The following is a 24,440-nucleotide window of genomic DNA, read 5'->3' as shown; positions in this document are numbered from 1 at the left end:
GTGTGATAATTTCTCTCTTAAGCTTGCATATAACATCCTATCGGTTTATAATTGGTACACCTGATGTGATTTTTTCTCTTTGGAGGGATAATGCTCATATCGTTTGAAGTAGAGAACTGGATGTCATTCCGGGATAAAGTGACTTTTTCGATGGTGGCGAGCAGAGAGAAACGGCATGGAGAGAGAATTCCAAGAGTTGGGAAATATCCTTTGAGAATACTACCCATTGCGGCGTTTTTTGGTGGCAATGCTTCGGGAAAAACAAATCTATTCAAAGCATTAAGCTTTTCAAAACATCTTGTAACAAAAGGGACCAATATAAATAGTTTGATAGAAATTAAACCTTTTCGGCTTGACCCTGCTTATAATGATAAAATATCCAGTTTCAGGTTTGAACTCCTAATAGATGAAATTGTTTATTGCTTCTATTTTGAGTTAACCCGAGATAGAATAATTAAAGAATATTTATCGATGATATCAAGCACTCGCGAAGAACATCTCTATGATCGAGATGGATCGGAAGTGGTTTTTTCTAAAAGCTTATTAGATAATGACTCTCTTAAATACGCATTCAAAGGCACTCGAGATAACCAGCTTTTCTTGACAAATTCTGTTAACCAAAAAATCGATATTTTTAAGCCTGTTTTCAACTGGTTTGATAAATCTTTGCTTCTCATTGGTCCAGATGATCGCTTCGGGCCGTTCGAGCAATTCATCCAAGACAATAATCCGCTTTTCCCTTTTGTCAATGTCAATTTGGCGCGATTGGATACAGGAATAGATCATCTTGGAGCAGCGGAAGAATTTACATTGAAGAGTTCTGATTTGCCGGAAAAAGCAGTGCAATCTTTAGAAGAGAAATTAAAGGAGGGACAATCCTTGAGCTTACCTCCTTTCTCAAACAACCGGTATATTGTCACTCGAAAAAAAGGTCAACTTGTAGTAACAAAATTAGTAGCTTTTCACAAGCGAAAAGATGGAAGTGAAATTCAATTTGAGACTGACCAAGAATCAGACGGTTCAAATAGAATTCTTGATTTGTTGCCAGCTTTTCTATATTTGTCTGAAAAAGATTCAAAGGGTGTATTTTTCATTGATGAGATAGATAGGAGTTTGCATACTATCCTTGTACGTAGGCTTATTGAAACCTATCTTGGAGCTTGTTCTCCGGAAAGCCGTTCTCAACTGGTCTTTACCACTCACGATGTCCTACAAATGGATCAAAATCTTTTGCGCAGAGATGAAATGTGGGTTCTCGAAAGAAACCTTGATGGAGTTTCCTCATTATTGGCTCTGTCTGATTATAAGTCTGATTATAAAGTAAGGTTTGATAAAGATATCAGGAAAATGTACTTGCAGGGTAGATTCGGCGGGGTGCCGCGTCTACTGCTAAGTGGTCAATTGGCTCGTTGTGAAAAGGTCGGCTCCTCGGATAGGGGAGAAGAATGACAGCTTTGAGAAGGCGGTTCTACCGTCCAACTGGTACAAGACCATTAAGAAAATTGTATGTCATTGCCTCTGAAGGTGACAAAACAGAACCTCAATACTTTGATTATTTCAGAAAGTTAGAGGGTATAGCTCTAAAAATACTCCCAAGCCGAGACGACAGTTCGCCTGAAGCCATTCTTAGAAAGCTTAAGGCACATTTAAGAAAAGAGAAATACGAAAGGCCTTATGAAGCCTGGCTGGTTGTAGATATGGATCGTTGGCCAGAACGACAGTTAGAGAATGCATATAATTGGACTCAAAATGCACCAGGATACAATTACCTCGCGGTCAGCCGACCTCTATTCGAATACTGGCTGTTGCTCCATTTTGAAAACGCGGCCGGGGTTTCAACAAAAACGGAATGTTGCAGAAAACTGAAAAGGTATCTTCAAAATTACTCTAAAAGTAATTTCGACATGGCGAAATTGATTCCTGGCATTCCAGAAGCGATTACAAGAGCTAAAGCCAACGACACCCCACCTTGTGAAAGGTGGCCGGAACATGCCGGAACCACAGTCTACCGCTTAGTAGAAAAACTCCTTTCCTCTTAATCATTACACTTATTTTTTCAGGTACTGACCGTAGAACTTTTCGAGGCAGTCCGGGCAGACCCCGTGCGAGAACACGGCCTCCGAGTGCTCCGAGACGTACAGCTCCACGTGCTCCCAGTAGCCCTTGTCGTTGCGAACTTTCTTGCAGTGCATGCAGATCGGCAGCAGGCCCTGCAGGCGCTTGATCTCGGACAGGCTCTTTTCCAGGGCCGCGATCATACGCTCTTTTTCCCGCTCGCGCTGTTTCTGCTCGGTGATGTTGCGCAGGATGTACAACCGTCCGGCCGGGCTGGAGTCGCGGTGCTCCAGCGGCGAGCAGCTGATGTCGATCCAGAGTTCCTCAGCGCCGGCCCTTAGGCAGACTTCGCCGCCGCCGGCCCCGCAGCCGGACAGGATGCTGCAGGCCTCCTGCGGCAGAGCTGCGCCCGGCTGGAGCGCCCCAAGGCCCAGGTAGCTCAGTGCCGCCGGGTTGGACAGGATCAGGCGGCCCTCCGTGTCGGTCACCAGCACGCCGCTGCGCAGCATGGAGAACAGCTTGTCGTAGACCACGGGCGGCACTTCGAGCAGGCCCTGACGCAACAGGCTCCAGCCCACAATCAGCGCCATCAGGGCGAAACCGAACAGGGTGTAGTCCACCCCCGGCAATTCGGTCAGCTTGAACATGTAGGCCAGGCTGCCCGCAAAGGGCGGGAGCGAGCCCAGCACGAGCGTGCGGGCCTGACGGCGGAACATGGCGGGGGCGTCCCCGGACCAGTGGATAAGATGGAGCGCCGCCCCGGTGAGCACGATGTAGGTGAAAATGGCCAGGGCCCAGCAGGCCGGGCCGTGCTCGTACAGCGCGCGGCTGCCGTACTGGTCGCTGATCAGGCTGACCGAACTCCAGATCAGGCGGTGTGACTCGTTGGTCAGGGCCAGGACCAGGCAGACCGCGGGGATGGCCCAGAAAGCCGGCAGCCGCCAGCCGCTCAGCCAGTGTCTCCGGTCCGTGTAATCCAGCACGAAATGCAGCCACAGCCCACCCACCGAGCCGATGAACACGTAGCTGAGCTTGGACCACCAGATTTTGGCCGCCAGGGCCATACTGACATATTCAAAGGTGCTGGTGACAGCCCAGCCGGTCACGCCCAGACTCATCAGCAGAAAGAACAGGCTGCCCCGCACCCGTCCGCGCCGACGCACCAGCAGGGCCAGAAACACTATCAGCACCGTCGATACAAGCATCAGTACCGCCAATATGTTTTCCTTGAACATATTCGTGCCCGCCCATCCCGTGAGACTGTTATCCGTCTTCGATCCTACACTTGCAGCCAGCCGAGATAAAGATCGCGCCCTAAGGGAATGATTGTCAAGCTAATAAGGGGGAGGCCCGCGCGAGCCTCCCCCTTATGCCGATACGACATTGCGGTGCACCGGGCGCGCCCGATGCGCGGCCCGGACCCACTCTGGCTTTTTACTTTTCGATCAGACCCTGGGCCACGGCCTTGGCCAGGGCGGCCTGGTCCCAGACGAAGCTCTGGTCCTTGGACAGGTCGACCCAACCGAGCCAGTCATCACCCTTTCCGCCCAGGAGCTTGTCCCAGGCGACCGTGATTTTCTCGCACCAGGGGTTCATGTAATACCCGCGCTCGATGGGGTTCCAGTACAGGTGCTCGTAGGCCCCGTCATGCAGCCCGAATGCCAGCTTGCCCGAGTCCTTGCGCATGAACATGTCCAGCGACCAGACCCCGTCGCCGGCCAGCTTGTCCCCGTGGGTGCCGTCATCGTACAGCAGCACCGGGATGTCGGCATAGTAGCCCTTGGACTCCAGGATGCCCCACTGGTACTGGGGCGCGTAGGTGAAATTCCCCCGCAGGCTGAACGGCGGCTTGAACCCGGGCACAGCGGCGGCCTCCACCTGGATGTGCACCTTGACCAGGTTGCCCAGGAACGCGCTGGCCGGGACGAACTGCGACGGCTGCGGGGCCGGGGACTTGACCGGTTTGATGGCATAGGCCTGGGCCACGGGCTTGTTCAGGGCGTGCTGCTCGGCGTAGGCCGCGGCCTCGTCCTTTTCCAGGGCCTCGGTGATCACGCCGGTCTTGAACGGAGTGAAATCGCGCGGGCTGCCCACACCCTCCAGCAGCACCCGGCGCCAGCGGGTGTAGAACGCGGCCATGCGTTTCTCGCCCGCCTCGAGCACTTTCATCGCCTGCAGCATCTGCGGGGTGTTCGGGTAGCGGCTGAGGTTGACCCCGGCGGCCAGGTCAGAGGCCGGGAGGATGTCAATCGGCTTGCCGTCGATCTCCAGGCTGTACCAGCCTGCAGCCAGGCCCTCCACCTTGAGCAGGTCGCTGTTCAGCTTGTCCGGCCATTCCAGGATGCGCTGGGTCAGCGCGCGGGTGGAGGGATAGGCCGGAGCGGGCAGGCAGGCGGCCTTGCGGGTGAAAGAGAGCCCGCCCGCGGCGGCCTTCACCGCCTCGACCGTGGCCCCCTCCTGCTGCTTGACCGTTCCGGCGGCTGCGTCGATCGTGGTGGCGGCCACCAGGTCACACGCGCCCATGCCCTCGAGGATCACGCAACCCATCTCGAACTCGCCGTCGATGTTGGGGTGCACGCCCTCGGCCGTGAGCACGAAACTGCCGTCCGCCAGCCCGACCTCCCGGTTATGCCGCATGAAAGCCGCGTTCAGGTCCACGTAGCGGCAGCCCTCCAGGCCGGCCAGACGGCCCAGCTCCCAGGAGTAGCGCTGCAAGACCTCGGGGTAGAACAGGGTGCCGAGGGCCTTGGTGTCCTCCACCCGGCCGCTGACCTGCTCCAGGCGCACGCGCAGGTCGTAAGGGGTGGCCGAGATCAGCATGATCTGGGGGTTCGAGTTCTCGTGGAAAATGGCCAGCTCGGTCTTGAGGCTGTCCAGGTAGACGCTCAGGGTCTTGGGGTCGAACGGCTTATACTCGCCGTCGTTCATGCCCAGCATCACGCAGACCTTGGTCGGCTTGCAGAGCTGGATGTCGCGGCGCAGGCGTCCCACGTTCATGGTGCGGTCGCCGCCCCAGCCCAGGTTGAAGAACTTGACGTTCCAGTCGGGGTGGCGTGTCACAACATAATTCTCGATCATCCGCGGATAGATGCCGTAGTCGGTGATGCTGTTGCCCCAGAAACAGACCACGTCCCCGTCCTGGATGAAAAACTCGGCCCGGGCGGTGCAGACTGTGAGGGCGGTCAGAAGAAACAGGGCCAGCCAGGTGTTTCGCATCGGGTGTCTCCTTGCGGTGGTTGAAAGGTGCGGATCAGGGTTGCGTCTTGCCTAAAAGCATAGCGCGGGGAAGGGTCGCCCCCGCGGCGATAAGCCTCATTCAGCGTGCCGGGGCCAGGGCGAGGGCCTTGTCGCAGGCATCGAGGACCATTTGGGACGTGATCTCCCGCATGCAGCGGAAATGCCCCAGCGGGCAGGTCTGGGGGCCGTGGGCCGAGCAGGGGCGGCACTCCAGGCCGCTCACCTGCACCACCAGGCAGCGCTCCGACAGGGGGGCGAATCCCAGCTCGGGCGTGGTGGCGCCGAAAATGGCCACCGTGGGCTTGTCGAAAGCCCAGGCGATATGCATCGGGGCGCTGTCGCCGCAGACGACCAGGTCGGCCTTGCGCACCAGGGCGGCCAGAAGGCGCAGGTCGGTGCGGCCGACCAGGTCGAAGCAGGGCGCTTTGACCCGCTCCAGGACCGAGTCGGCGGCCCCGCGGTCGGCTGGCCCGCCGGCCAGGAGAACGCGCGCCGTGTAGCTTTCGTACAGGCTGTCGATCAGCTCGGCGAAACGCGCGGGCGGCCAGCGCTTGGTGCCCCAGACCGAGCCTGGGGCCACCAGGACCAGCGGGCCCGGCCCTTTGGGCAGGCCCACGCCCAGCATCCCGAACACATGGTTGGCCTCCTCGCCGGTCACGGGCAGGAACGGATGGGTGGAGAGGCCGGAGGGGTTTACCCCCAGCGGGGCCAGAAGCTCCAGGTTTCGGCGTGTCTCGTGGGCGGCGCTGTCACGATGGGCCAGGCGCGTGTAAAGCCAGCGCCCCTGGCTGGCATCGAACCCCACCCGCTCGGGGATGCCGGCCAGGGCCAGAAGCATGGCGCTGCGGAAACTGCGGTGCGGGCAGAGAACGAGGTCGAACTTCTCGGTCCGCAGATGGAGCGCCGCGCGCAGGACCCCGGCCGGCCCGCGGTCGCGCCCGTGTTTCTCGAAAATCAGCAGACGGTCCAGGTAGCTGCTCCCCGAAAGAAGGCGCACCCCGGCGGAGGTGGTGCAGAACCCGATCCAGGCGCCGGGGAAACTTTCGTAGACCGCACGCAGCAGCGGCGTGGTCAGGACTATGTCACCCGGAAAGGCGGTGTTGAAGATCAGAATACGGTCGAAGCTTTCCAGGGCGCGCCTCTCTATGCCGGACCCAAGCCCGGGTCAACGGGGGGTCATGATCGCCACCGGGAGGATCATCTCCTCGGGCGAGATACCGCCGTGCAGGAAACTGCCGAAATAGCGGCTCTGGTATTCCCGCAGCTTGGTCGGGTAGACGAAATAGTAGTCCTCGGTGGCGAACATGTAGTGCACGTTTATCCCGAGGTAGGGCAGCTTGGCCCGCTCGGCATCCCGCACCAGGAATGTCACCGGCTCCTCGCTGCTGATATTGTCGCCGAACTTGTAGCGCAGGTTGGTCGAGGCGTCCCGCTTGGCGAACACGGTGACCGGGCGCGAGCAGTGCACGCTGCCGTGATCGGAGGTGAGCACCACTGTCACCCCCTGACGGGCGGCCTCCTGCAGCACCCCGTAGAGGCTGGAGTGACGGAACCAGCTGAGGATCAGTTCCTTGTAGGCCAGCTCGTTGGGCGCGATCTCCATCAGGATTTCGCTCTCCGAGCGGCCGTGGGTGAGGATGTCGATGAAATTGAACACCAGGGCGGTCACCCCGCGCTGCATCAGGGAGGGAATTTTTTTGACCAGCCGGGACCCGTCCTCCTTGGTGAACACTTTCTCGTAGCGCGGCGGGATACGCGGGTCGAGGCCCAACCTCTCGAGCTGGGCGGTGAGAAGCTCCAGCTCGTACTGGTTCAGGCTGCCCTCGTCATCCGAGCCCACCTGCCAGTACTGGGGGAATTTCTGCACGATCTCAAGCGGGAAATAGCCGCTGAAAATGGCGTTGCGCGCGTAGGGCGTGGCAGTGGGCAGGATCGAGAAATAGTGCTTGAGCTGGATGTCGAACAGCTCGTACACCATGGGGGCTATATGAAACCACTGGTCCAGGCGCAGGCAGTCGACGATGATGAAAATCACCGGACTGCCGGTGCGTGCCGGGGGCACGACAAACTCCTCGACCACGTCCACGCTCAACAGCGGCCGATTGTCGCGCGCCGCCCAAGGCCAATTGAGATAGCTACTGGTGACATAGCCCGAGAAATCGCGCCGCCACTGGTGCTTGAGCTGATCGAGCAAGCCAGCCAGGCCTTTTTCACCGCTTTCGGCCAGACGGCCCTCCCAGGTGATCAACTCGGAGTAGGTCTCGGCCCAGTCACGCCAGGTGAACATGCCGGTGCGGCGCTCCTCCAGCTCGCGGAACCGGGAGACGAAATCCTGTGCCGTGCGCTGGTGGCGGATGCGGCTGCCCTCGAGGAGGCGCTTGCAGACAGAGAGCACCTGGTTGGGGTTGACCGGCTTCACGATATAGTCATCCACCTGCTGGCCGATGGCCAGGTCCATCAGGTCCTCCTCCTCGCTCTTGGTCACCATGACCACCGGCACACCGGGGGCGATCTGGCGGATCTCGCCCAGGGTCTCGATCCCGCGCTTGCCCGGCATCTGCTCATCGAGAAGGATAAGGTCCACATTCACCGCACGCAGCAACTCGAGGGCGTCCTCGCCGTTGGCCGCGGTCTCCACCAGGTAGCCGCGCTGCTGGAGGTAGATTATCTGACTGCGCAGCAGCTCCACCTCGTCATCCACCCACAGTATCTTTTTAGATAAATCGTTTGACATCGAATTTGTCCCGGTTCTAAATTGCAGTTTTAAGGCACGGCTGTACTTTCCGCGCCAGAGTCAGTGTATGCTCTGTTCGACATTAAATCAGCGGCCGATACACTCTCCCGGGTTGTCTTTGTCAGTTAATTTCAAACTTAGAGGCGGCGGGCGGACTTGTCAATGCATCTAACGGGGCGGCAAGGGCCAGTGGAGCGGGTGGAGAGTGTCCTGGTACTGCGGTTCAGCTCGATGGGGGACATAATCCTCACCACTCCGGTGCTGCGGGCCATGCGCGCGCACTGGCCCGGGGCGCGGATTGTCTATGTGACCAAGGCGTGTTTCGCCCCTCTTCTCAAGGGCAACCGGACGGTGGATGAAATTTTTATCCTGGAGGAGCCGGGGAGACGGGAGGAGCTTGAGCGTTTGGCCGAAAGCCTTTCAGTCCGGCACTGGGACATCCTGGCCGACCTGCACCACAGCCTGCGCAGCCGTATCCTGCGCAAAAAAATCCCGGCCCGGAGCAAGGTATTTCTTTCCAAACCCTACCTCAACCGCAGCCTTCTGGTCTACGCCCGTCTGGACCTCTACGGCCCGGAGCCCGCACCGATGCCGTGGCAGTACGCCGCCGCGCTGGCCGGCCTGGGCCTGGAGCTGGACAACGGCCCCTGCGAGCTGCACCCGGATGAAGAAGACTTGTATCTTTTCCGCTCGGCGCTCCCGCCGGGCTGGATGGAGGCGGGCCCGTTCCTGGCCCTGGCCCCGGGGGCGGCCTGGCCGACCAAGCGCTGGCCCGCCGAGCGTTTCGCCGCAGCCGCGGCGGCGCTCTGCGACAGGCACGGCTTTAGCGCCGTGCTCCTGGGCGGCGGGCCGGAGGCTCAGGACTGCGAGCTGGTCCGGGCGAGCCTGGGCCCGGAGCGCTGTGTCAACCTTGCGGGCAGGCTGCCGCTCATGGCCTCGGCCGCGGCGCTCAGCCGCGCGAGGCTCCTCATCTCCAACGACACCGGCCTCATGCACATGGCCACCGCAGTGGGCACGCCGGTGGCGGCTGTTTTCGGGCCGACTACGCGCCATTTCGGCTATTTCCCCTACCGCGCCACCTCACGGGTGGTCGAGATCCCGCTCTGGTGCCGTCCCTGCACCCATAACGGCCGCCAGCGCTGCCCTCTGGGTCATTTCCGCTGCATGCGCGACATCCAGCCGGAAAGGGTGATCGTCGCAGCCGAGGAGCTTCTTATTGGTACTACCCTGAACCCCGGAGCCGGAGCATGACCGTCTCCTCCTCCCTGGCCCTGGCCCTGGCAGTCTTTATTTTCGCTGTCATTCCCGGCCCTGGAGTGTTCGCCACCGTATCACGTGCCCTCAGCTCAGGTTTCAGGCACTCGCTGGCCGTGATCGGGGGGATCATATGCGGGGATATTGTCTATCTTCTGTTCGCCCTGTTCGGTCTTTCGGCCCTGGCCGGGGTGTTGGGGAGACTTTTTTTCCTGGTCAAGCTGCTGGGGGGTGGTTATCTGATCTGGCTGGGAGTGCACCTGTTGCTGAATTCCGGTAAGCTCCTTACTGATAAAAATAACCGCTCCGGAATGTCCGGCGGCTTTTTCCACGGCCTGCTGGTCTCTCTCTCCAATCCTAAAGTAATTCTTTTCTACTGCGGTTTCCTGCCCGCGTTCCTCGATTTCAACGCGCTGGGTGCGTTCGATATCCTCCTGGTGGGCTTTATCGTGCCCGCCGCCCTGGCCTCTGGGCTTTCGCTCTACGCTTTGGCAGCCCGAAGCGCGGGCGCGTTCCTGGTCCGGGGCACTGCCGCAGCCTGGACCAACCGGGTGGCGGGTTCGGTGCTGATCGCGGCCGGGGCCATGATCGCGCTCCGGGACTGAAAGCAGGGGGGGCCGGCGCCGCGCAAGGCGCGGGGCCGGCCGCGCGCGGGATCGGGGAGAGAGCCGGGCGTCGGGAAACCTCCAGGCTCAACTTCAGCCCCTCACTCCGTGCCTCCCCCCGCGCGGCCCGGCCGGGCGCTTTTCGCGCCCCGCCGGCCCCCCGTGCAGTTCGCTTTCCCTTCCTGACGACTCATTTTACGGCCAGGTACGGCCCGGAACCCGGCGCTCCCGCCTCACCCAGGAACCGCACCAGGGCCACCACATCGCCCAACCCGACTTTGCCGTCCCCGTTGAAATCGAGCGCCTGGTCGCTGTCCCCGGACATGACCCGCAGGATCAGGGCCAGTGCATCGGCCATTCCCACGCGGCCGTCGCGGTTTACATCGTGACGGAACCCGGTCTGGCCATCGGTCTGGGGCGAGGAGGGCAGGATTTCCGCCTGGCCGCCGACAAACTGGACACTGCCGCCCAGGTCGCCCTGGCTGTTGAAACGCACCTCCACCGGCTGGCCCGAGGCCGGAGTGATACGGAACACCACTGTCTGCCCGTCGTTCTGAAGAAGCTCCACCGGGGCGGGTGTGGCCTGGCCCTCATCCGCCACCTCCAGCACGTGGAGGAACAGGTCGCGGGTGGCCGCGGCGGGTGGCTCCACCTCAAGGCGCCAAGGCACCTGGGGCGGATTGGATGTGGCGCTGCCGGTGAAATTCTTCCGTCCCGCCGGGTTGTGCGGGTTGCCCCAGTAATCGTAGCCCGCGCCGCCGCGCACCGTGATCGCGGCGTTGGCGGGAAGAAGGGTGCTCAGGAACGCCCGGGAGCGACCGCTCGACAGCACAGCCTGGTCCGTGCGGCAGGGGTCGCTCAACCAGGTGCTGACCTTGGCCCCGCTGTAATGCAGCACGTGGTCCGCCACCTCCACGCTCTCGGCGCCGTCCAGCGTGGGACAGGTGGGAAGGTGGAGGAACCAGGTCTTGGGAAAGTCGGCGCTGGTGGACTCCACCCGGTCGAAGATCACGAAGAACTCATGCTCGCCGCGCAGGTAGAGGAACTGACGGGTAATCTCGTTCAACTTGCTCCGGCTGTAGGCGTCGCGTAGGTCGGCGGCGGCGTAGGTATAGCGCAGGTTGTGGCTGTAGGCGGTGATATGCCCGCGCTCCTGGCGCTGGCCGCCCGTGTCGGTGCGGCCGGTGTAGACCCGCCGGATCAACCCACCGTCGTTCGGGTTGTCCGTCCCGCCGTCCGAGGGTTTTTCGGTGCGGCGGAACTGCTCCTTGGAATCATAGACCGTGACGATGTTGAAGGGCATCGATCCACCGGCGTAGTAGTCGTCGTCGTTGTGCCCGGTTCCTCCGGCCCGCAGCACCAGCCAGCCTTTTTTGGCGATCAGGAAATGGCCCTCGTCGTCCCGCGAGTGCCCGGCATAGAGCGGCCCGGCGCCGAAAAAGGCCCAGGTGGCGTCCGGGTTGTCCCACTGGCTGCGTAGGTAGACATGGCCCGCGCCCTCGAACAGGTGCGACAACTCCCAGCCGGCCTGGCCCGGGGAGACCGGTGTCACGTTCTCATCGTAGGGCACGAAGCGGAAGATGGTGTTGGAGCTGAACCACTCCTCGGGCCAGCGGCCGCGCTGCCAGCTGGAGGCGACCCAGTTGGCCACCGGATCACGGTAGCGCGCCCCCAGGATCGGGGCCACGTTCTTCATGGTGTTCGGCAGGTCGCCCGGGCTGGCGTTGTCGTCGATATAGGCGGTGCGGTTGTTGAACGGGACGGTCAGAAACACGGCCCAGCGGTTGAGGTCCTTGAGAAACGTGGTGGGCTCCCCGAGCTGGAACCAGTCCTGGCCCGTGGCGGTGCGCCAGGCCTCGAAAGCCCAGGGCGTGGTCTGCACGTTGGCATAGATCCCGTGGCCCATGCTCTCGGACCACACACCGCCCATCATGTCGAACAGGGGCATGCAATCCCGCGGGATTTTGGTGTACCAGTCATCCAGGAAACTTTTGCAGTCATCCTCCCGCGCCGTGCCCGCCCCTGACAGGGCCAGAGCCACCAGCAGCTTGGGCGTTATCCCGTCCCGGCAGTTGGGCGTGTTCAAGTGTTCGGGGCCCCAGGTCTGGTTGTACAGCCAGTCGCCGTAAAGAAGGGTGATCGTGGCCGAATTCGTGTAATAGGACAGCCAACTGCCGAGTGCATCGCCGTAGCTCTTGCGCTCCTCTGGGGTGAGGTAGTCGTAGATCCAGTCATAGGCGATCGCGAAGCTGCCGAAATGCCCAGGACCGAGGTTGGAAAACAACAAGCCCTCTCTGAAGTTGTGCTGGGCTTCCCATTTCTGCCAGGTATGTTTTACCGCCCGGGCGTAGACATAGGCGCTGTCGTTGCCCCGCTCGCGCTCGACCAGATAGACCAGGCAGGCGGCTAACATGTCCATCGGACGGTGCCAGACATCGTCCAGATCGTTGAAAGTCTCCTCGGCCACGATCCGGTCGGCCTCGTTCTTGAGCGGGGCGTAGTCCTCGCTCAGCATCCCGCCGGCGTGGGCGCGCCGGGCCAGTTCGGGAAGGCGGGCCTTGTTGACCAGGATACGCGGGTGCTCGACCAGGGTGTAGCCCTGGCCCGCGGCCAGCAGCGGAGTAAAAAGGAGCAGTACAGCGGCAGCCAGAACACGCATCGAAAACCCCCAGGCTGGAGAAAGGTATGTGGAGGAGGTGGATTATGCCCTTTCGGGACAGGCGAGGGGAACCTTCTACAAAAAGGATGCCAGCCGGGGGATGCAGTAATTGTGTTGTCACTTATGCAGTTAGCGCAATACCTGACAACCCTGATTCTCATATTCGATATTCCATTTGCGGAAATGCGAGAATACGCGGAATACGGACTAAAGATAAAAGAGCGCGCCCCCCCTCAAAGGAGAGCGCGCTCCTCGAATTCCGACATCGTTGTGTCCCGGGGGCTCAGTCCGCCGCGTTCCGGATCAGGCGCACGAGTTCCAGGGCGTCGGCCCAGGTGGCGGCCCCGTCGCCGTTCAGGTCGAGGCTGCTGTCCGTGGGATCGCGCAGGGCGCGCAGCATCAGCTCCAGGGCGTCCCTCAGGCTGCGCCGCCCGTCCCCGTCCACATCCCCCTGCAGCGGGAGCACGGTCACGCTGGTGTCTATCCCGGCGGGAAGGTCGGTGTATCCGCCACTGTCGCCCACCCGGATGCGCGCGCTCAGAGTGCCGCTACGGGAGAACAGCACCTCCACCGGCTCGCCCCCCGCTCCGGACAGGCGCACCCCCGTCTCAGCCGTGCCGTCCCCCAGCCGCGCCACCTCGCACATCGACTCCCGGGTGTCATCACAGGCGTCGAACACGTGCAGGAACAGGTCCTCGGCCGAGGAGATGAACGGGGATATCTCCACCCGGCATTCCGGGGCGGGTCCGGTGTCGGAGGTGGGCGGATAGCTGTGCCCGTCGTAGCTGTAGAGGTCGGCGCCGCTGTTGAGCTTGATCACGGCGCGCTCGGGCAGCACGGTGAGCGCGAACAGCCGTCCGCCGCCGTTGTCGATCCTCAACCGCTGGCCGTCCACCTGCGGCACTTTCATCGCCTGGAGCAGGAACGTCTTTTTGTAGCTGGAGCGCGGCGACTTGACCCGGTCGAACACCACGAAACGCCCCGGGCGGATGTACACGATCTGACGGTAGAAATACTCGAGCTTGCCCTTGTCGTAGGCGCGTGAGCAGTCCCCGGCCGTGTAGAGCCAGTCGCCGTGGTCACGGTAGGCCAGCATGTCCGCGATGTCGAACTGGGCCTTGTTCGCGTTCCAGTCCGAGACCTGGGCGGCCAGGCCGTTGTGGTGCTCCCAGGGGTAGTTCTGGCCCCCGTCGTTACCCGTGACCATCCCGGCGCGGATGTCGGCCCGGATACGCTCGGCGCTGTTGTAGACCAGCATCGTGTTGTGGGCGATGGTGCGAAGCTGGTAGTTGACATCGTGGACGCCGCCGAATTCGTAGTAATGGCCGCCATCGCCCAGCAGCTCCTCGCGCCGGGCGATCATGAAATGCCCCACGTCCAGGTGCTGATGGGAGGTGAAACGGTCGCCGCATTTGAAGAAAAAGTGGGTCGCGTCATCGCTCCAGGAGCTGCGGGCGTAGACATAGCCCGGCCCGGAGCTGTAGTGGGAGAGCTTGAAAGTGGCGAGGCTGGCCTTGGGCACGCTGGTGTCGTGCCAGAGGAAATCCTTGTAGGCGTTGGTGCCGCCCGAGGCCCGGGGCGTGGTCTCGTTGAACGTGGCTACCGCCTGGTGCGACGGGTCGTTGCGGTAGCGCGAGGCCAGTATCCGCCGCACGTTGAGCGTCTTGTCCCGGTCGCCGCCGTAAAGCCGTCCGCCGCTGTCGCCCATCGGGATCGGCCGGCGGGAGTGGTAATCGCTTATCCAGGGGTAGGCCTCGAACATGCTGGCCACGGCGCGCTCGCGGAAGAATTTCGGGGCCAGCTCGCAGTAATCTATCCCCTCGCAGTACGTGGCCGCCTCGCAGAACACCATCCACTCGTAGTTCCAGTAGTTGATGTAGTAGCCCTCGGCCCAGCCGCCACCCTCGCCGGCCAGCTCCAGGGCCGGCACGGCCAGGTTGCGGTAGTCGCTCTCCAGCTTGGAAAGTATCGCCGGGGCGCGGGGGTTCTCGTAGTAGGCGGCGTAGCAGGCCAGGCCGTAGCCCCAGTGCTTGTAGCCGTACCAGCCGTTGGCGAACGGGGTGGTCTCCTCGTTCACGTTGCCGTCCACCGTGGCGTTGACATAGGTGTGGAAAGCCTGACGCTCCTGGTCGGTCCAGTAGTCCCAGCACATGTCGTAGATCACCGCGACATTGGCCAGGTCGTGGCCGAAAGTCGTGTGCCCGGTCTGGATCGGGCCGTTGACATACTTGAGCGCCAGCTCCACCGCCCGGCGGCCCAGGGCGCTGTCGGGCTCCACGGCGCAGACCAGGGCCAGGCTGAACATCAGCGCATGGTCATCCACCTCCGGCCAGGCGAGCACGGCTTTCATGCGGGCGTATTCCTCGGGACGCTCGGCGGCCAGGCTGCGCAGCCTCTCGCGCGAACCGAACAGCCGCGGGTGCTCCGTGGGCACGGGGTGACGCCCGCCCGCGGCCTGGGCCGCCATATCCACGGGCAAAGCCGCCAGCCACAGACAGAGTAGGCCGCATAACACCCCGACAAGGTTGCCTTTTCGCATACTCGAATTCTCCCGGAATTGGTTTTGGATCTGAATTAATTGTCCGCGGCGCATCCGGAAAACCGACCAGAGCATATTATTTACACGCGGACGGCCCACTGTCAACAATTCCCGGGTCCGATGCCGGAGGGCCGGGCTAACACAAATCTCGGGCCGGCTTATTAATGCCCTAACAAACTCCGGATAACTTTATCTGACTTATCAACTGCACCGCGATCCCAATTCCTGAAACATCCCCGATCCGACCCCGGGGCAGACAGCTCGCGCGGGGTCCCTTCGGCCAGGTTAATAACTCTCACTATTATCTTACGGATTCGGATTCCAGCCCGGATGATCCGGGCGTGTTTCCATCGGTTGGAATATGCCGTCACGGAGTGCAAAAATGGCTACGCTGAACAGTAATATCGATCTGGCCGAACAGACAGACGCCTCGAAAGTAGACAAGTGGACCCGGATCTGCCAGGTTTTCGACTACGCCTTCCAACCGATCGTCAACATCCACACCGGCTCCTGTTACGGCTACGAGGCCCTGCTGCGCAACTACGAGAAAGCCGGGTTCCAGAGCATACAGGACGTGTTCGACACGGCCTACTACGAGGGGGTTTCGGTACTGCTGGATTTCATGCTGCGCGAGAAAGCGATCCAGAAATTCGCCGGGATCAAATCCTGCGTCAAACAGAAACTCTTTTTCAACATCGACAACCGGACCCTGCTCGACCCCGGCTACACCCAGGTCAACTACACCAGCCTGTTCGACAAGTACCACCTGCCGCTGTACTCGCTGTGCGTGGAGATATCGGAGCGCCACGATTTCGAGACCTTCATCCTGCACGACATCAAGGGCCTCAACACGATCAAGGACATGCTCAAGTTCTTCCGCGAGGGCCACTACAAGATCGCCATCGATGATTTCGGCTCGGGCCTGTCGGGGCTCGAGATGCTTTACCACAGCGAGCCCGACTACATCAAGATCGACCGCTTCTTCATCGGCGACATCGAGAAGGACGCGCGCAAGAAACTGTTCGTCTCCTCCATCCTCAACATGGTGCATATCCTGGGCGTGATCGTGATCGCCGAGGGCGTGGAGAACGAGCACGAGTTCTATGTCTGCAAGGAGATCGGCTGCGACTACATCCAGGGCTATTTCATTCAGCGCCCGCAACTGGACGAGGCCGAGCTGCGCGACAAGTACGATCTTATCGCCGACCTGAACCAGAAAGACCGCCGCTCCAAGCTGACCGACCAGGACATCATCGCCCGGCGCCTGGAGTACATCGAGCCGATCTCGCTTTACAACAGCCAGGACACTATCACGGACATCGATTTCATCTTCGACTCGTTCCGCCGCAACAAGAGCAACTCCTTTTTCCCGCTGGTGGGCAGCACGGGCGAGCCGATCGGGGTGATCCGCGAGATCGACCTGAAGGAGTTCGTCTACTCGCCCTACGGACGGTTCCTGCTCAAGCGCAAGTCCTCCAACAGCCTGCTCGACTTCGTCTCCAGGATGCCGGTCTCGGAGATCAACACGCGGGTGGAGAAAATCCTCGAAATATTCTCGCAGGATGTGCAGTCCGAGGGTATCCTGATCACCAGCGGCGGCCGCTACGTGGGGTTCCTGAGCGCCAGCTCGCTGGTCAAGCTGCTGAACGAGAAGAACATCGCCGAGGCGCGCGACCAGAACCCACTGTCCAAGCTGCCCGGCAACGCGATCATCAACCAGTACATCTCCGAGGCGATGGTCAACTCCGGCGAGAGCTTCGTCTTCGTCTACTACGATTTCGACAATTTCAAGCCGTTCAACGATATCTACGGTTTCCGCCAGGGCGACCGGGCGATCCAGATCTTCTCCGACATCCTGAAAGACAGCGCCAATCAGAAAAAATGCTTCCTCGGCCACGTGGGCGGAGATGATTTCTTCTGCTCGTACCGCGAGAACGAGATCGAGGCGCAGGCCGCGGTCAGCTCGGTCCAGGAGATAATCCAGCGCTTCTCCGAGGACGTGAAAAGCCTGTACAAGCCCCAGGACCGGGAAAACGGCTTCATTATCGCGGTCAGCCGCGAGGGCAAGAAAAAGAAATTTCCGCTCCTGTCGGTCAGCGCCGGGGTGCTGGTCCTGCCCGCCGGGCGTCACTGTTTCCAGCTCGAGGACATGTTCGCCCTGCTGGCCGATCTGAAAAAGCAGGCCAAGAGTTCGGAGGCCAAGATCGTGCAGAAAGTGCTCTGAAAAGCCCTTCTATCGGTCCAGCCTGTTGTCTGATTACGGAACCGGTTGCCTCGCGGCCGGTTCCTTCTTATTTTCACCCCGGATGTCCCCGTTCACAGCCTTTCCCACCCCATCCCGGCAGGTCAAGATGAGCATGCCTCCGCTGCACCGGAATCTCACGGCCGCCCTGGCTTTCTGCCTGGGCCTTTTCACCGCAACCGCAGTCGCCGCTGAATCCGCCGCACCCAGCGTGCGCCTGGCCGAGCGCTACACGCGCGAAACTGTCCAGGCGAGCCTTCTGCCGCGCGAAAGCTGGCGCCCCTACGCGGATATATCCCGGCGCGCGTTCTGGGACAGCCTGTCCGCCCCGGTGCGCGCCGCCCTGGTCGCCTCGGGTGAAAAAGCCCTGGGCGCACCCTGGCCCTCGCTGCCGGCCAAGCTCTACCTGGAGTTCGCCCGCGACGGAAACCGCTCGCACTATGAAGACTTGTATTTCGGCCGCCGCGACCGGGTCAAGGACCTGGTGCTGGCCGAGTGTGTGGAGAACCGGGGGCGTTTCACGGATGAGATAGTCAACGGCCTCTGGCTGATCCTGGAGGAAACGAGCTGGTGCGTGCCGGCCCATATCGGCGCGCAGAAAACCGGCGACGGGCTGCCCGATGAGCGCGAGCCCATCGTGGACCTGTTCGCCGCCGAGACCGGCGCGCTTCTGGCCTGGGTCGACTATCTGGTGGGGCCGCAACTGGAGACGGTCTCACCCCTGGTGCGCGAGCGGATCGGCCGCCAGGTGAAATCGCGTATCCTCGACCCCTGCCTGGAGCGCAACGATTTCTGGTGGATGGGCTGGGGCGAGAGGGAGCGGGTGAACAACTGGAACCCCTGGATCTGCTCCAACTGGATCACCGCGGACCTGGTGCTGGAACAGGACCCCGCCCGCCGGGTCGAGGCGCTCTGGAAAGCCATGCGCGCCCTGGACAATTTCATCAAGACCTACCACGCGGACGGCGGCTGCGACGAGGGCCCCAGCTACTGGGGACGCGCCGGGGCCTCGCTGTTCGATTGCCTCGAGCTGCTGCACTCGGCCACCGGCGGCGCGGTGGACATTTTCTCCGACCCCCTGATCCGCAACATGGGGGCCTACATCTACCGCTCCCACATCCACGATTTCTATTTCATCAATTTCGCGGACGCCCCGGCGCGGGTCTCGTTCCCGTTCGACCTGGTCTACCGCTGGGGCAAGCGGAGCGGCGACCCCAACATGACCGCCCTGGGCGCCTGGGCCGCGAAGCAGAAACCGGAACAGGGGGATATCGATGACGCCAGCCTGGCCCGGGCGTTGCCCGAGCTGGCCAACCTGAAAGAGCTCGCCGCAGCTTCCGGCAGCCAGCCCCTGGTGCGGGATGTCTGGCTGGACGGCATCCAGGTGATGGCGGCCCGGAGCAAGACCGGCAGCGCCGAGGGGTTCTACCTGGCCGCCAAGGGCGGCCACAACGCCGAAAGCCACAACCACAACGATGTGGGCAATTTCATTGTCTACTGCGACGGCCTGCCGGTGCTGGTGGACGCCGGGGTGGGCGAGTACACGGCCAAGACTTTCAGCGACCGGCGCTACGAGATCTGGACCATGCAGTCGTCCTACCACAACCTGCCCACGATCAACGGCGTGATGCAGCAGGAGGGCCGCCAGTACGAGGCCCGGGCGGTCAGCTACAGCCAGTCGGGCGGCGCGGCCGCTTTCTCGCTGGATATCGCCGGGGCCTACCCGGCCGAGGCCGGGGTGAAGTCCTGGAAGCGCAGCCTGCGCCTGGAGCGGGGCAAGGCCGTGCGCCTGAGCGACAGTTTCGTGCTGGAAAAGCGCCGGGGCGAGCTGTTCCTCAGCCTTCTCACCCCCTGCCGGGTGGAGACAGTGAAACCCGGCGAGCTGCGCCTGATCACCCCCGAACGGCTGGGCGCTCCGGTGAGCGTGCGCGTTCTCTACGACAGCGCCCGGCTCAGCCCGGCGGTGGAGCAGATCAAGATCGACGACCCGCGGCTGTTCGGCTCGTGGCAGGGCGACCTCTACCGGATCAAGCTCAGCGCGCCGGAGAGCAGCCCGCCGGCCGATATCTGGGAGCTGAAAATCACCCGCTGAGCGGCCGTACTGCAGCTCGTGTACAAATACCAAGGGGCGGACACCCGCGGGTGTCCGCCCCTCGCATTTTCCGTAGAGAATCGACAATCAGACTGTTTTGCGGGCCAGCTGGGCCACTGTGGTGCTCTTGAGGAACGAGATGTAGCGCTCCCGGACCTCGCACCACATGCCGTCCATAGGGCAGCGGCTGCGGTTGTTGCAGGGCGCGGTCCCCAGGATGCAGTGCTCGAAGCGTCCCAGGTCCTCCAGCGCATCCAGGATATCGAACAGCGTGACCTGTTCCGGCCGCAGTTTCAGGCGGAACCCCCCCATGCGCCCGCGCTGCGATTCCAGCAGGCCCACCCGCACCAGGTTGTGTAATATTTTGGACAGGTATTGGGCTGGAATATCGAGTTCGCGACCCATTTCCTGAACAAGGTGATAGCGGCCGTTATCCTGCGCGCCCAGGAATGACAGGGCTCGCAACGCATACTGACCTGTCTGCGATATCATGACTTTTTTATCCTTATATCTTTATTTTGAACATATCTGAAAATACGCGGGCTGTCAATTGTTCTCTGAAAAAATCAACCTGGTCCGATCAGGTGTCGATAATGATTGAAGCGCTGTCTGTGCGGACCCAGGCAAAGGAGTGATCGAAGATGTATTCTACTAAGAATGGTCTCGGAACTCCAGTTTTTCGTCCCTTGGACAAGGTCCTGGGCTCCGTGACGCCCAGTCCTGAGCGGGTGCTGCTGATCCGCTGCGCCCCGGAGCCGCTGGTGCGTTTCGCCCTGGGGGCCCTGGAGCGCTCTTTCCCGCGCTCGGAGCTGACAGTCCTCTGCCGGCCGGGACAGGAACTGGCGGGCTGTAACTGCCTGGTTTGCCCGGGCGAAGGGTTCCTGCGCCTGGAGGACCTGGACACCCGGTCCCGGCGGGCTATCCGCTCCGATCTGGCGCTGATCCCGTGTTCCACCACCCGACGTCTCTGCTCCTCCTACCACAATGTCAACCGTCTGGCCGCGGCCTCGGGCGCGCGCTGGACAGTCCACCTGCACAGCGATCGCCTGGCCTCGCGGGTCGGACCGCGTTTCCTGGAGCGCCTGGAGCGGGAGGTCCACGCCCCGTTCCTGGCGATCAAGCAGGCAGCCCTGGCCGAGCTGGCCCTCTTCACTGGGGAGGATCTGCCAACCGTGGAGCGCAAGTGCGACCTGGCCGGGCTGCGGGCGGTCAGTCTCTGGCAGGACTCTCCGCCCGCGGATGCCAACTCGGTGCGGCGTTTCTACCAGGAGCACGATTTCTACCTGTACGAGTTGATGAAGACCGAGTACAACGGGGACGAGGCTGAGCTGAACGCCGAGGTGTTGAGTCTTTGCAGTCCAGGGGAGCGAGTGCTGGATTACGGCGGCGGTTGCGGCAGCCTGAGCCTGGAGCTGGCGCGCAAGGGCTGCCGGGTGACCCACCTGGACCTGCCCGGGCCGCTGCTCGATTTCGCGGCCTGGCGTTTCGCCAGCCGGAAACTCCCGGTGCGCATTCATCCGCTGGAGCGGGAGGGTGAGCTGGGCGGGCCCTACGACAAGCTGATCAACATATTCGTTCTGGAACACCTGTTCGACCCGGAAAGCGCCCTGCGCGCGATGCGCCGGGCCGTTGTCCCGGGCGGACAGCTTCTTATCGCTGTGGATTTCGAGGAAAGCGCGGTCAAGACCGCACCGCTGCCGCTTCACCTTTGCCGCCTGAGCCGCACCCGCTACGCCGAACTCACCGCCGAGCTGGGCCTGACCCATCTGGAAAGCCGCGGCGCGCTGGACGTGTTCGAAACGTCTGCCTCTCCCGCGCTCCAGTTCTGAACTCCCCTGACGGCCTGTCCCTCTCCGGTGCATCGTTTTTAACAATGTCACGCCTTTCACCCGATATATTTGCCCTGCCTGAAAATGACGATTTATACATATAAATCTATCTTGACATTGCATTTTCATGGCTTAGATTTATGATGCAAATATCTTGACATACCGGTCCAACCGCCAGCGTGAAAGCCCGGCCATGGGAAAAATTCTGCAAGGACCCTGCGTCTCTGCTTTCTCCTCCTTGTGTTCCACTATAACACGTAAGGCAGTAATGTCATTATTTGCCCCCCGTAGCAGCACTTTCGTCTTTATCGGAAAGGAGTGTCGTATGCGGAAGCCCCTGGCTCTGTGTTTTGCACTCGTGTTCTTTTGCGTCGGAGTCTCCTTCGCAGGGGAAATGCTCTGGCAGATCAAGACCGACAAAGACATAAACTGGCGAAGGCTGACCGACCTGGGCAGCCTGGTCTACGCCACGGATGACGGCCTGTACTGTCTGGACCCCAAGACCGGTGAGAATCTGTGGAAAAAAGAAGACGACACGGTCAAGAAAGTCCAGGAGGGCCAGGTGGAGTTCATCCCAGCCACCCCGCTGATGCTCCTGGACATCAAAAAAGGGAAAGGCAATATCACCGGCACTCTCTGCGCGTTGAACATCGCGGACGGGAGTGTTGTCTGGACCACCGGCGAGCAGAAAGGCATGGGTATCGGGGTATTCCCGAATTACGAGCGCGGCGAAATCCTTTATTTCATGAATGACGAGAAGCTCAAACCGGTCCTCTACGTCTACGACATCACCAACGGCACCTCCAAGGTGTTCAAAGAGCAGTTCGATGAGGACCGTTTCGACGTGTTCGAGGTGCCGGGCTCGGGCATCGTGTTCAAGAAATTCTCGGTGGCCGGCAACCAGCGGCCCGTGTTCGAGGGCGATTACGCCTACCTGGCGTTCCCCAAGCCGATGAAGGTTGACCTCAACACCGGGAACATAGTCTGGAAATGCGCCGACGGCGGGGTGAAAAAGACCCAGCCCAAGGACGGCATGGCCCAGATGATCTCGGACGGCAGCGCGCTCTATGTGCCCAACGAGGACAAGCTCTACGCCATCGACTGCGCCAGCGGAGCGGTCAAGTGGAAGACCCAGGGCCTTCCCAAGTGGGTCGGCCAGATCGTGGAGGACGGCGAGGGGCTGATCCTCAAGGGCGACGACTCCAAGAGCGGCGACGGGTTCGTACTGCGCATTAACCGGGCGGACGGCGCTTTCCTCTGGAAAGACCCCTACAAGTACAAGGACTCCTCCTGCAACATGCTGATCGACGGCGAGCGGATACTGCTGGTGGCGGACGGTAAGCTGCAGAGCGTGGACAAGGCCAGCGGCAAGAAAACCACCGAGCTGAAGCTTAAGGACGCCAAGTTCGTGGAGACGGTCAACAGCCTGGACCTGCGGGACGAGGGTCTGCTGCTTCAGGCCACCCAGGGCGCCTGCCTGCTGGACAAGGACGGCTCCAAGGCGGTCTGGGCCAAAACCCTCGAAGCCCCCGGCTCCTCGGGCTGGATGAAACTGGCCGCGGCAGCGGTTTCGAGCCTCGACTACATGGCCAACGCCTCCGTTGCCATGAACACCTACCGCGGCACCCTGGACAACGCCCGGGCCAACAAAAACATGAACTCCTCTTTCGGCTCGTTCATGGAGGAGATGTCCAAGCGCTTCACCGCCACCGCCTCGGGCGAGCGGTGGATGTTCATCCTGACCAATCTGGATGACGGAGCCGGGCTGGCCGCGCTCAACCTCAAAACCGGCCAGGTGGACGCCGAGGTCCTGCTTAAGGACAAGAAGCCTGACTACCAGATTGACGAGCTGGGAAAGAGGGTGTTCTACTTCAAGGACAAGAACGAGCTGCAGTGCTATAAGTTCTGATGTCCTCTGGAAGTGGACAGAGAGAGACCCGGCCTGCGCGCTGCAGGCCGGGTCTTTTATCTATCGTGGCTGTCCGCGCCCGCCTCTCAGCCCTACAGGCGCTTGACCAGGGCCTTGATCTCCTCGGCCCGGGCCTTGGGCAGCACCAGGGTGCGCTTGCCGGCGCGCACCACGATCAGGTCCCGCACCCCGAGCAGGGCCACGCTCTCGGAGCTGTCCTCGCAGAACACGAGATTGTCCGCGCTGTCCAGGCTCTCCAGGCCGCCTCGGTGGGCGTTGCCCTGGCTGTCCTGTTCCAGGTACTCGGCCAGGGCGAGCCAGCCGCCCACGTCGTTCCACTCGAAACCGGCCGTCACCAGAGCGGCCTGGGCCGCCCCCTCCATCACTCCGAAGTCGATGGAAGTGGCCTTCAGCCCCTCGAACGCCGCGGCCAGGGCCGCCTCGCGCTGCGGGCTGTCCCAGAGCGCCACCGCCGGTTCCAGCCGTTTCAGGTGCTCCGGGAGCTGGCGCGCCAGCTCGTCCAGGATCGCACCCACCCGCCAGACAAACATCCCGCTGTTCCAGAGGTAGCGCCCCGCGGCCAGGTAGGATTCGGCCGTGGCGCGGTCGGGTTTCTCCTTGAAACGGACCAGATCGTAGTGCCGGATGCCGTCCTCCTCCGCGAGCATTTCCCCCCGTTCCAGGTAGCCGTAGCAGGTGGCCGGGTAGGCGGGCGGGATGCCGAAAGTGTAGAGACGGCTCCCCGTGGACGCAGCACTCGCCGCGGAGAGAAGCTCGCGGCGGAACTCGTTGTCCGGGGCGATCAGGTGGTCGGCGGTCAGCACGCACATGACCGGGTCGCCCCAGCGGCTGCGGCAGAGCAGGGCGGCCAGGGCCACCGCGGCGGCGGTGTCGCGGCGGCAGGGCTCGCCGATCACATTCTGGGACGGGACCTGCGGCAACTGCTCACGCACAAGGCCGGTGTAATGCGCCCCGGTGGCCACCAGCACCCGCTCCGGCGGCACCAGACCCGTCAGACGGTCGTAGCTCTGCTGCAACAGGCTCCGCTCGCCGAAAAGGCGCAGGAACTGCTTGGGCCGCGCCTCGGTGCTCAGTGGCCAGAACCGTGTGCCCGCCCCGCCGGCCATGATCACGGCCACCAGTTCCGGCGTCTTTTCAGCCATGTGCAATCCCCGGGTTGAGAGATTTCTCATCTGAATGAATTCACACAGATATGGTAAAACAAAGCCCGCCCCCCGGCAAGACCGTCGCTCGACACCTCCGGCTTACGGCTCACCCTTGCCAG

The 24,440-nt window shown here is 61.7% G+C and carries 16 protein-coding genes; 8 read left to right on the top strand and 8 right to left on the bottom strand.

Annotation, left to right across the window (positions count from 1 at the left end):
• The first annotated feature begins 90 nt into the window (after window positions 1–90).
• Both LLH00_11055 and LLH00_11050 read left to right on the top strand, forming a co-directional pair.
• Window positions 91–1,449, top strand: a complete 1,359-nt coding sequence (locus tag LLH00_11055; GenBank protein MCE5271808.1) for an AAA family ATPase — start codon at window positions 91–93, stop codon at window positions 1,447–1,449.
• Window positions 1,446–2,039: an RloB family protein gene (locus tag LLH00_11050; GenBank protein MCE5271807.1), complete on the top strand. Its 594-nt coding sequence runs from the start codon at window positions 1,446–1,448 to the stop codon at window positions 2,037–2,039. The genes LLH00_11055 and LLH00_11050 overlap by 4 nt, the downstream gene beginning before the upstream one ends.
• A gap of 9 nt (window positions 2,040–2,048) precedes the next feature.
• Here the strand turns inward: LLH00_11050 and LLH00_11045 are convergent, their stop codons facing one another.
• The 4 genes from LLH00_11045 to LLH00_11030 all read right to left on the bottom strand — a co-directional run bounded on the left by LLH00_11045 (window position 2,049) and on the right by LLH00_11030 (window position 8,026).
• Window positions 2,049–3,260: a hypothetical protein gene (locus LLH00_11045; protein ID MCE5271806.1), complete on the bottom strand. Its 1,212-nt coding sequence runs from the start codon at window positions 3,258–3,260 to the stop codon at window positions 2,049–2,051.
• A 229-nt stretch (window positions 3,261–3,489) separates the two neighbouring features.
• Window positions 3,490–5,271, bottom strand: coding sequence for an SGNH/GDSL hydrolase family protein (locus LLH00_11040; GenBank protein ID MCE5271805.1), 1,782 nt, complete (start codon window positions 5,269–5,271; stop codon window positions 3,490–3,492).
• Window positions 5,272–5,371: 100 nt separating this feature from the next.
• Entirely contained in the window at window positions 5,372–6,289 is a 918-nt protein-coding gene (locus LLH00_11035; protein ID MCE5271804.1) for a glycosyltransferase family 9 protein, read from the bottom strand.
• A gap of 168 nt (window positions 6,290–6,457) precedes the next feature.
• Window positions 6,458–8,026 carry a response regulator gene (locus LLH00_11030; GenBank protein ID MCE5271803.1) on the bottom strand — a complete coding sequence of 523 codons (1,569 nt, stop codon included), beginning with the start codon at window positions 8,024–8,026 and terminating at the stop codon, window positions 6,458–6,460.
• A 162-nt stretch (window positions 8,027–8,188) separates the two neighbouring features.
• On the opposite strand from LLH00_11030, the gene LLH00_11025 reads away from it, so the two are divergent.
• Together LLH00_11025 and LLH00_11020 are read left to right on the top strand one after the other, a co-directional pair.
• Window positions 8,189–9,277 carry a glycosyltransferase family 9 protein gene (locus tag LLH00_11025; GenBank protein ID MCE5271802.1) on the top strand — a complete coding sequence of 363 codons (1,089 nt, stop codon included), beginning with the start codon at window positions 8,189–8,191 and terminating at the stop codon, window positions 9,275–9,277.
• Window positions 9,274–9,885: a LysE family translocator gene (locus tag LLH00_11020; GenBank protein MCE5271801.1), complete on the top strand. Its 612-nt coding sequence runs from the start codon at window positions 9,274–9,276 to the stop codon at window positions 9,883–9,885. The genes LLH00_11025 and LLH00_11020 overlap by 4 nt, the downstream gene beginning before the upstream one ends.
• A 190-nt stretch (window positions 9,886–10,075) precedes the next feature.
• Here LLH00_11020 and LLH00_11015 read toward each other — a convergent pair whose 3' ends face one another.
• Together LLH00_11015 and LLH00_11010 are read right to left on the bottom strand one after the other, a co-directional pair.
• The gene (locus LLH00_11015) at window positions 10,076–12,544 is read right to left on the bottom strand and encodes a dockerin type I repeat-containing protein (protein MCE5271800.1); all 2,469 of its coding nucleotides are present in this window, start codon (window positions 12,542–12,544) and stop codon (window positions 10,076–10,078) included.
• Window positions 12,545–12,827: 283 nt separating this feature from the next.
• Window positions 12,828–15,083, bottom strand: coding sequence for a heparinase II/III family protein (locus LLH00_11010; protein ID MCE5271799.1), 2,256 nt, complete (start codon window positions 15,081–15,083; stop codon window positions 12,828–12,830).
• Between the two features lie 382 nt (window positions 15,084–15,465).
• Here LLH00_11010 and LLH00_11005 point away from each other — a divergent pair, with 382 nt between their 5' ends.
• On the top strand, window positions 15,466–17,307 hold the full coding sequence (locus LLH00_11005) for an EAL domain-containing protein (protein ID MCE5271798.1): 1,842 nt from the start codon (window positions 15,466–15,468) through the stop codon (window positions 17,305–17,307).
• A gap of 127 nt (window positions 17,308–17,434) precedes the next feature.
• Entirely contained in the window at window positions 17,435–19,417 is a 1,983-nt protein-coding gene (locus tag LLH00_11000; GenBank protein ID MCE5271797.1) for a heparinase II/III-family protein, read from the top strand.
• Between the two features lie 87 nt (window positions 19,418–19,504).
• Here the strand turns inward: LLH00_11000 and LLH00_10995 are convergent, their stop codons facing one another.
• Window positions 19,505–19,909 carry an Rrf2 family transcriptional regulator gene (locus LLH00_10995; protein ID MCE5271796.1) on the bottom strand — a complete coding sequence of 135 codons (405 nt, stop codon included), beginning with the start codon at window positions 19,907–19,909 and terminating at the stop codon, window positions 19,505–19,507.
• Window positions 19,910–20,058: 149 nt separating this feature from the next.
• On the opposite strand from LLH00_10995, the gene LLH00_10990 reads away from it, so the two are divergent.
• Together LLH00_10990 and LLH00_10985 are read left to right on the top strand one after the other, a co-directional pair.
• A complete protein-coding gene (locus LLH00_10990; protein MCE5271795.1) occupies window positions 20,059–21,246 on the top strand; it encodes a class I SAM-dependent methyltransferase in 1,188 nt (395 codons plus the stop codon).
• A 325-nt stretch (window positions 21,247–21,571) separates the two neighbouring features.
• Window positions 21,572–23,155, top strand: a complete 1,584-nt coding sequence (locus tag LLH00_10985; protein MCE5271794.1) for a PQQ-like beta-propeller repeat protein — start codon at window positions 21,572–21,574, stop codon at window positions 23,153–23,155.
• A gap of 92 nt (window positions 23,156–23,247) precedes the next feature.
• Here LLH00_10985 and LLH00_10980 read toward each other — a convergent pair whose 3' ends face one another.
• Complete coding sequence (locus tag LLH00_10980) at window positions 23,248–24,318, bottom strand: NTP transferase domain-containing protein (protein ID MCE5271793.1); 1,071 nt, start codon at window positions 24,316–24,318, stop codon at window positions 23,248–23,250.
• Window positions 24,319–24,440 lie beyond the last annotated feature (122 nt).

Source organism: bacterium, assembly GCA_021372515.1.
GTDB lineage: Bacteria > Gemmatimonadota > Glassbacteria > GWA2-58-10 > GWA2-58-10 > JAJFUG01.
This window is presented reverse-complemented; position numbering and strand designations above follow the sequence as displayed.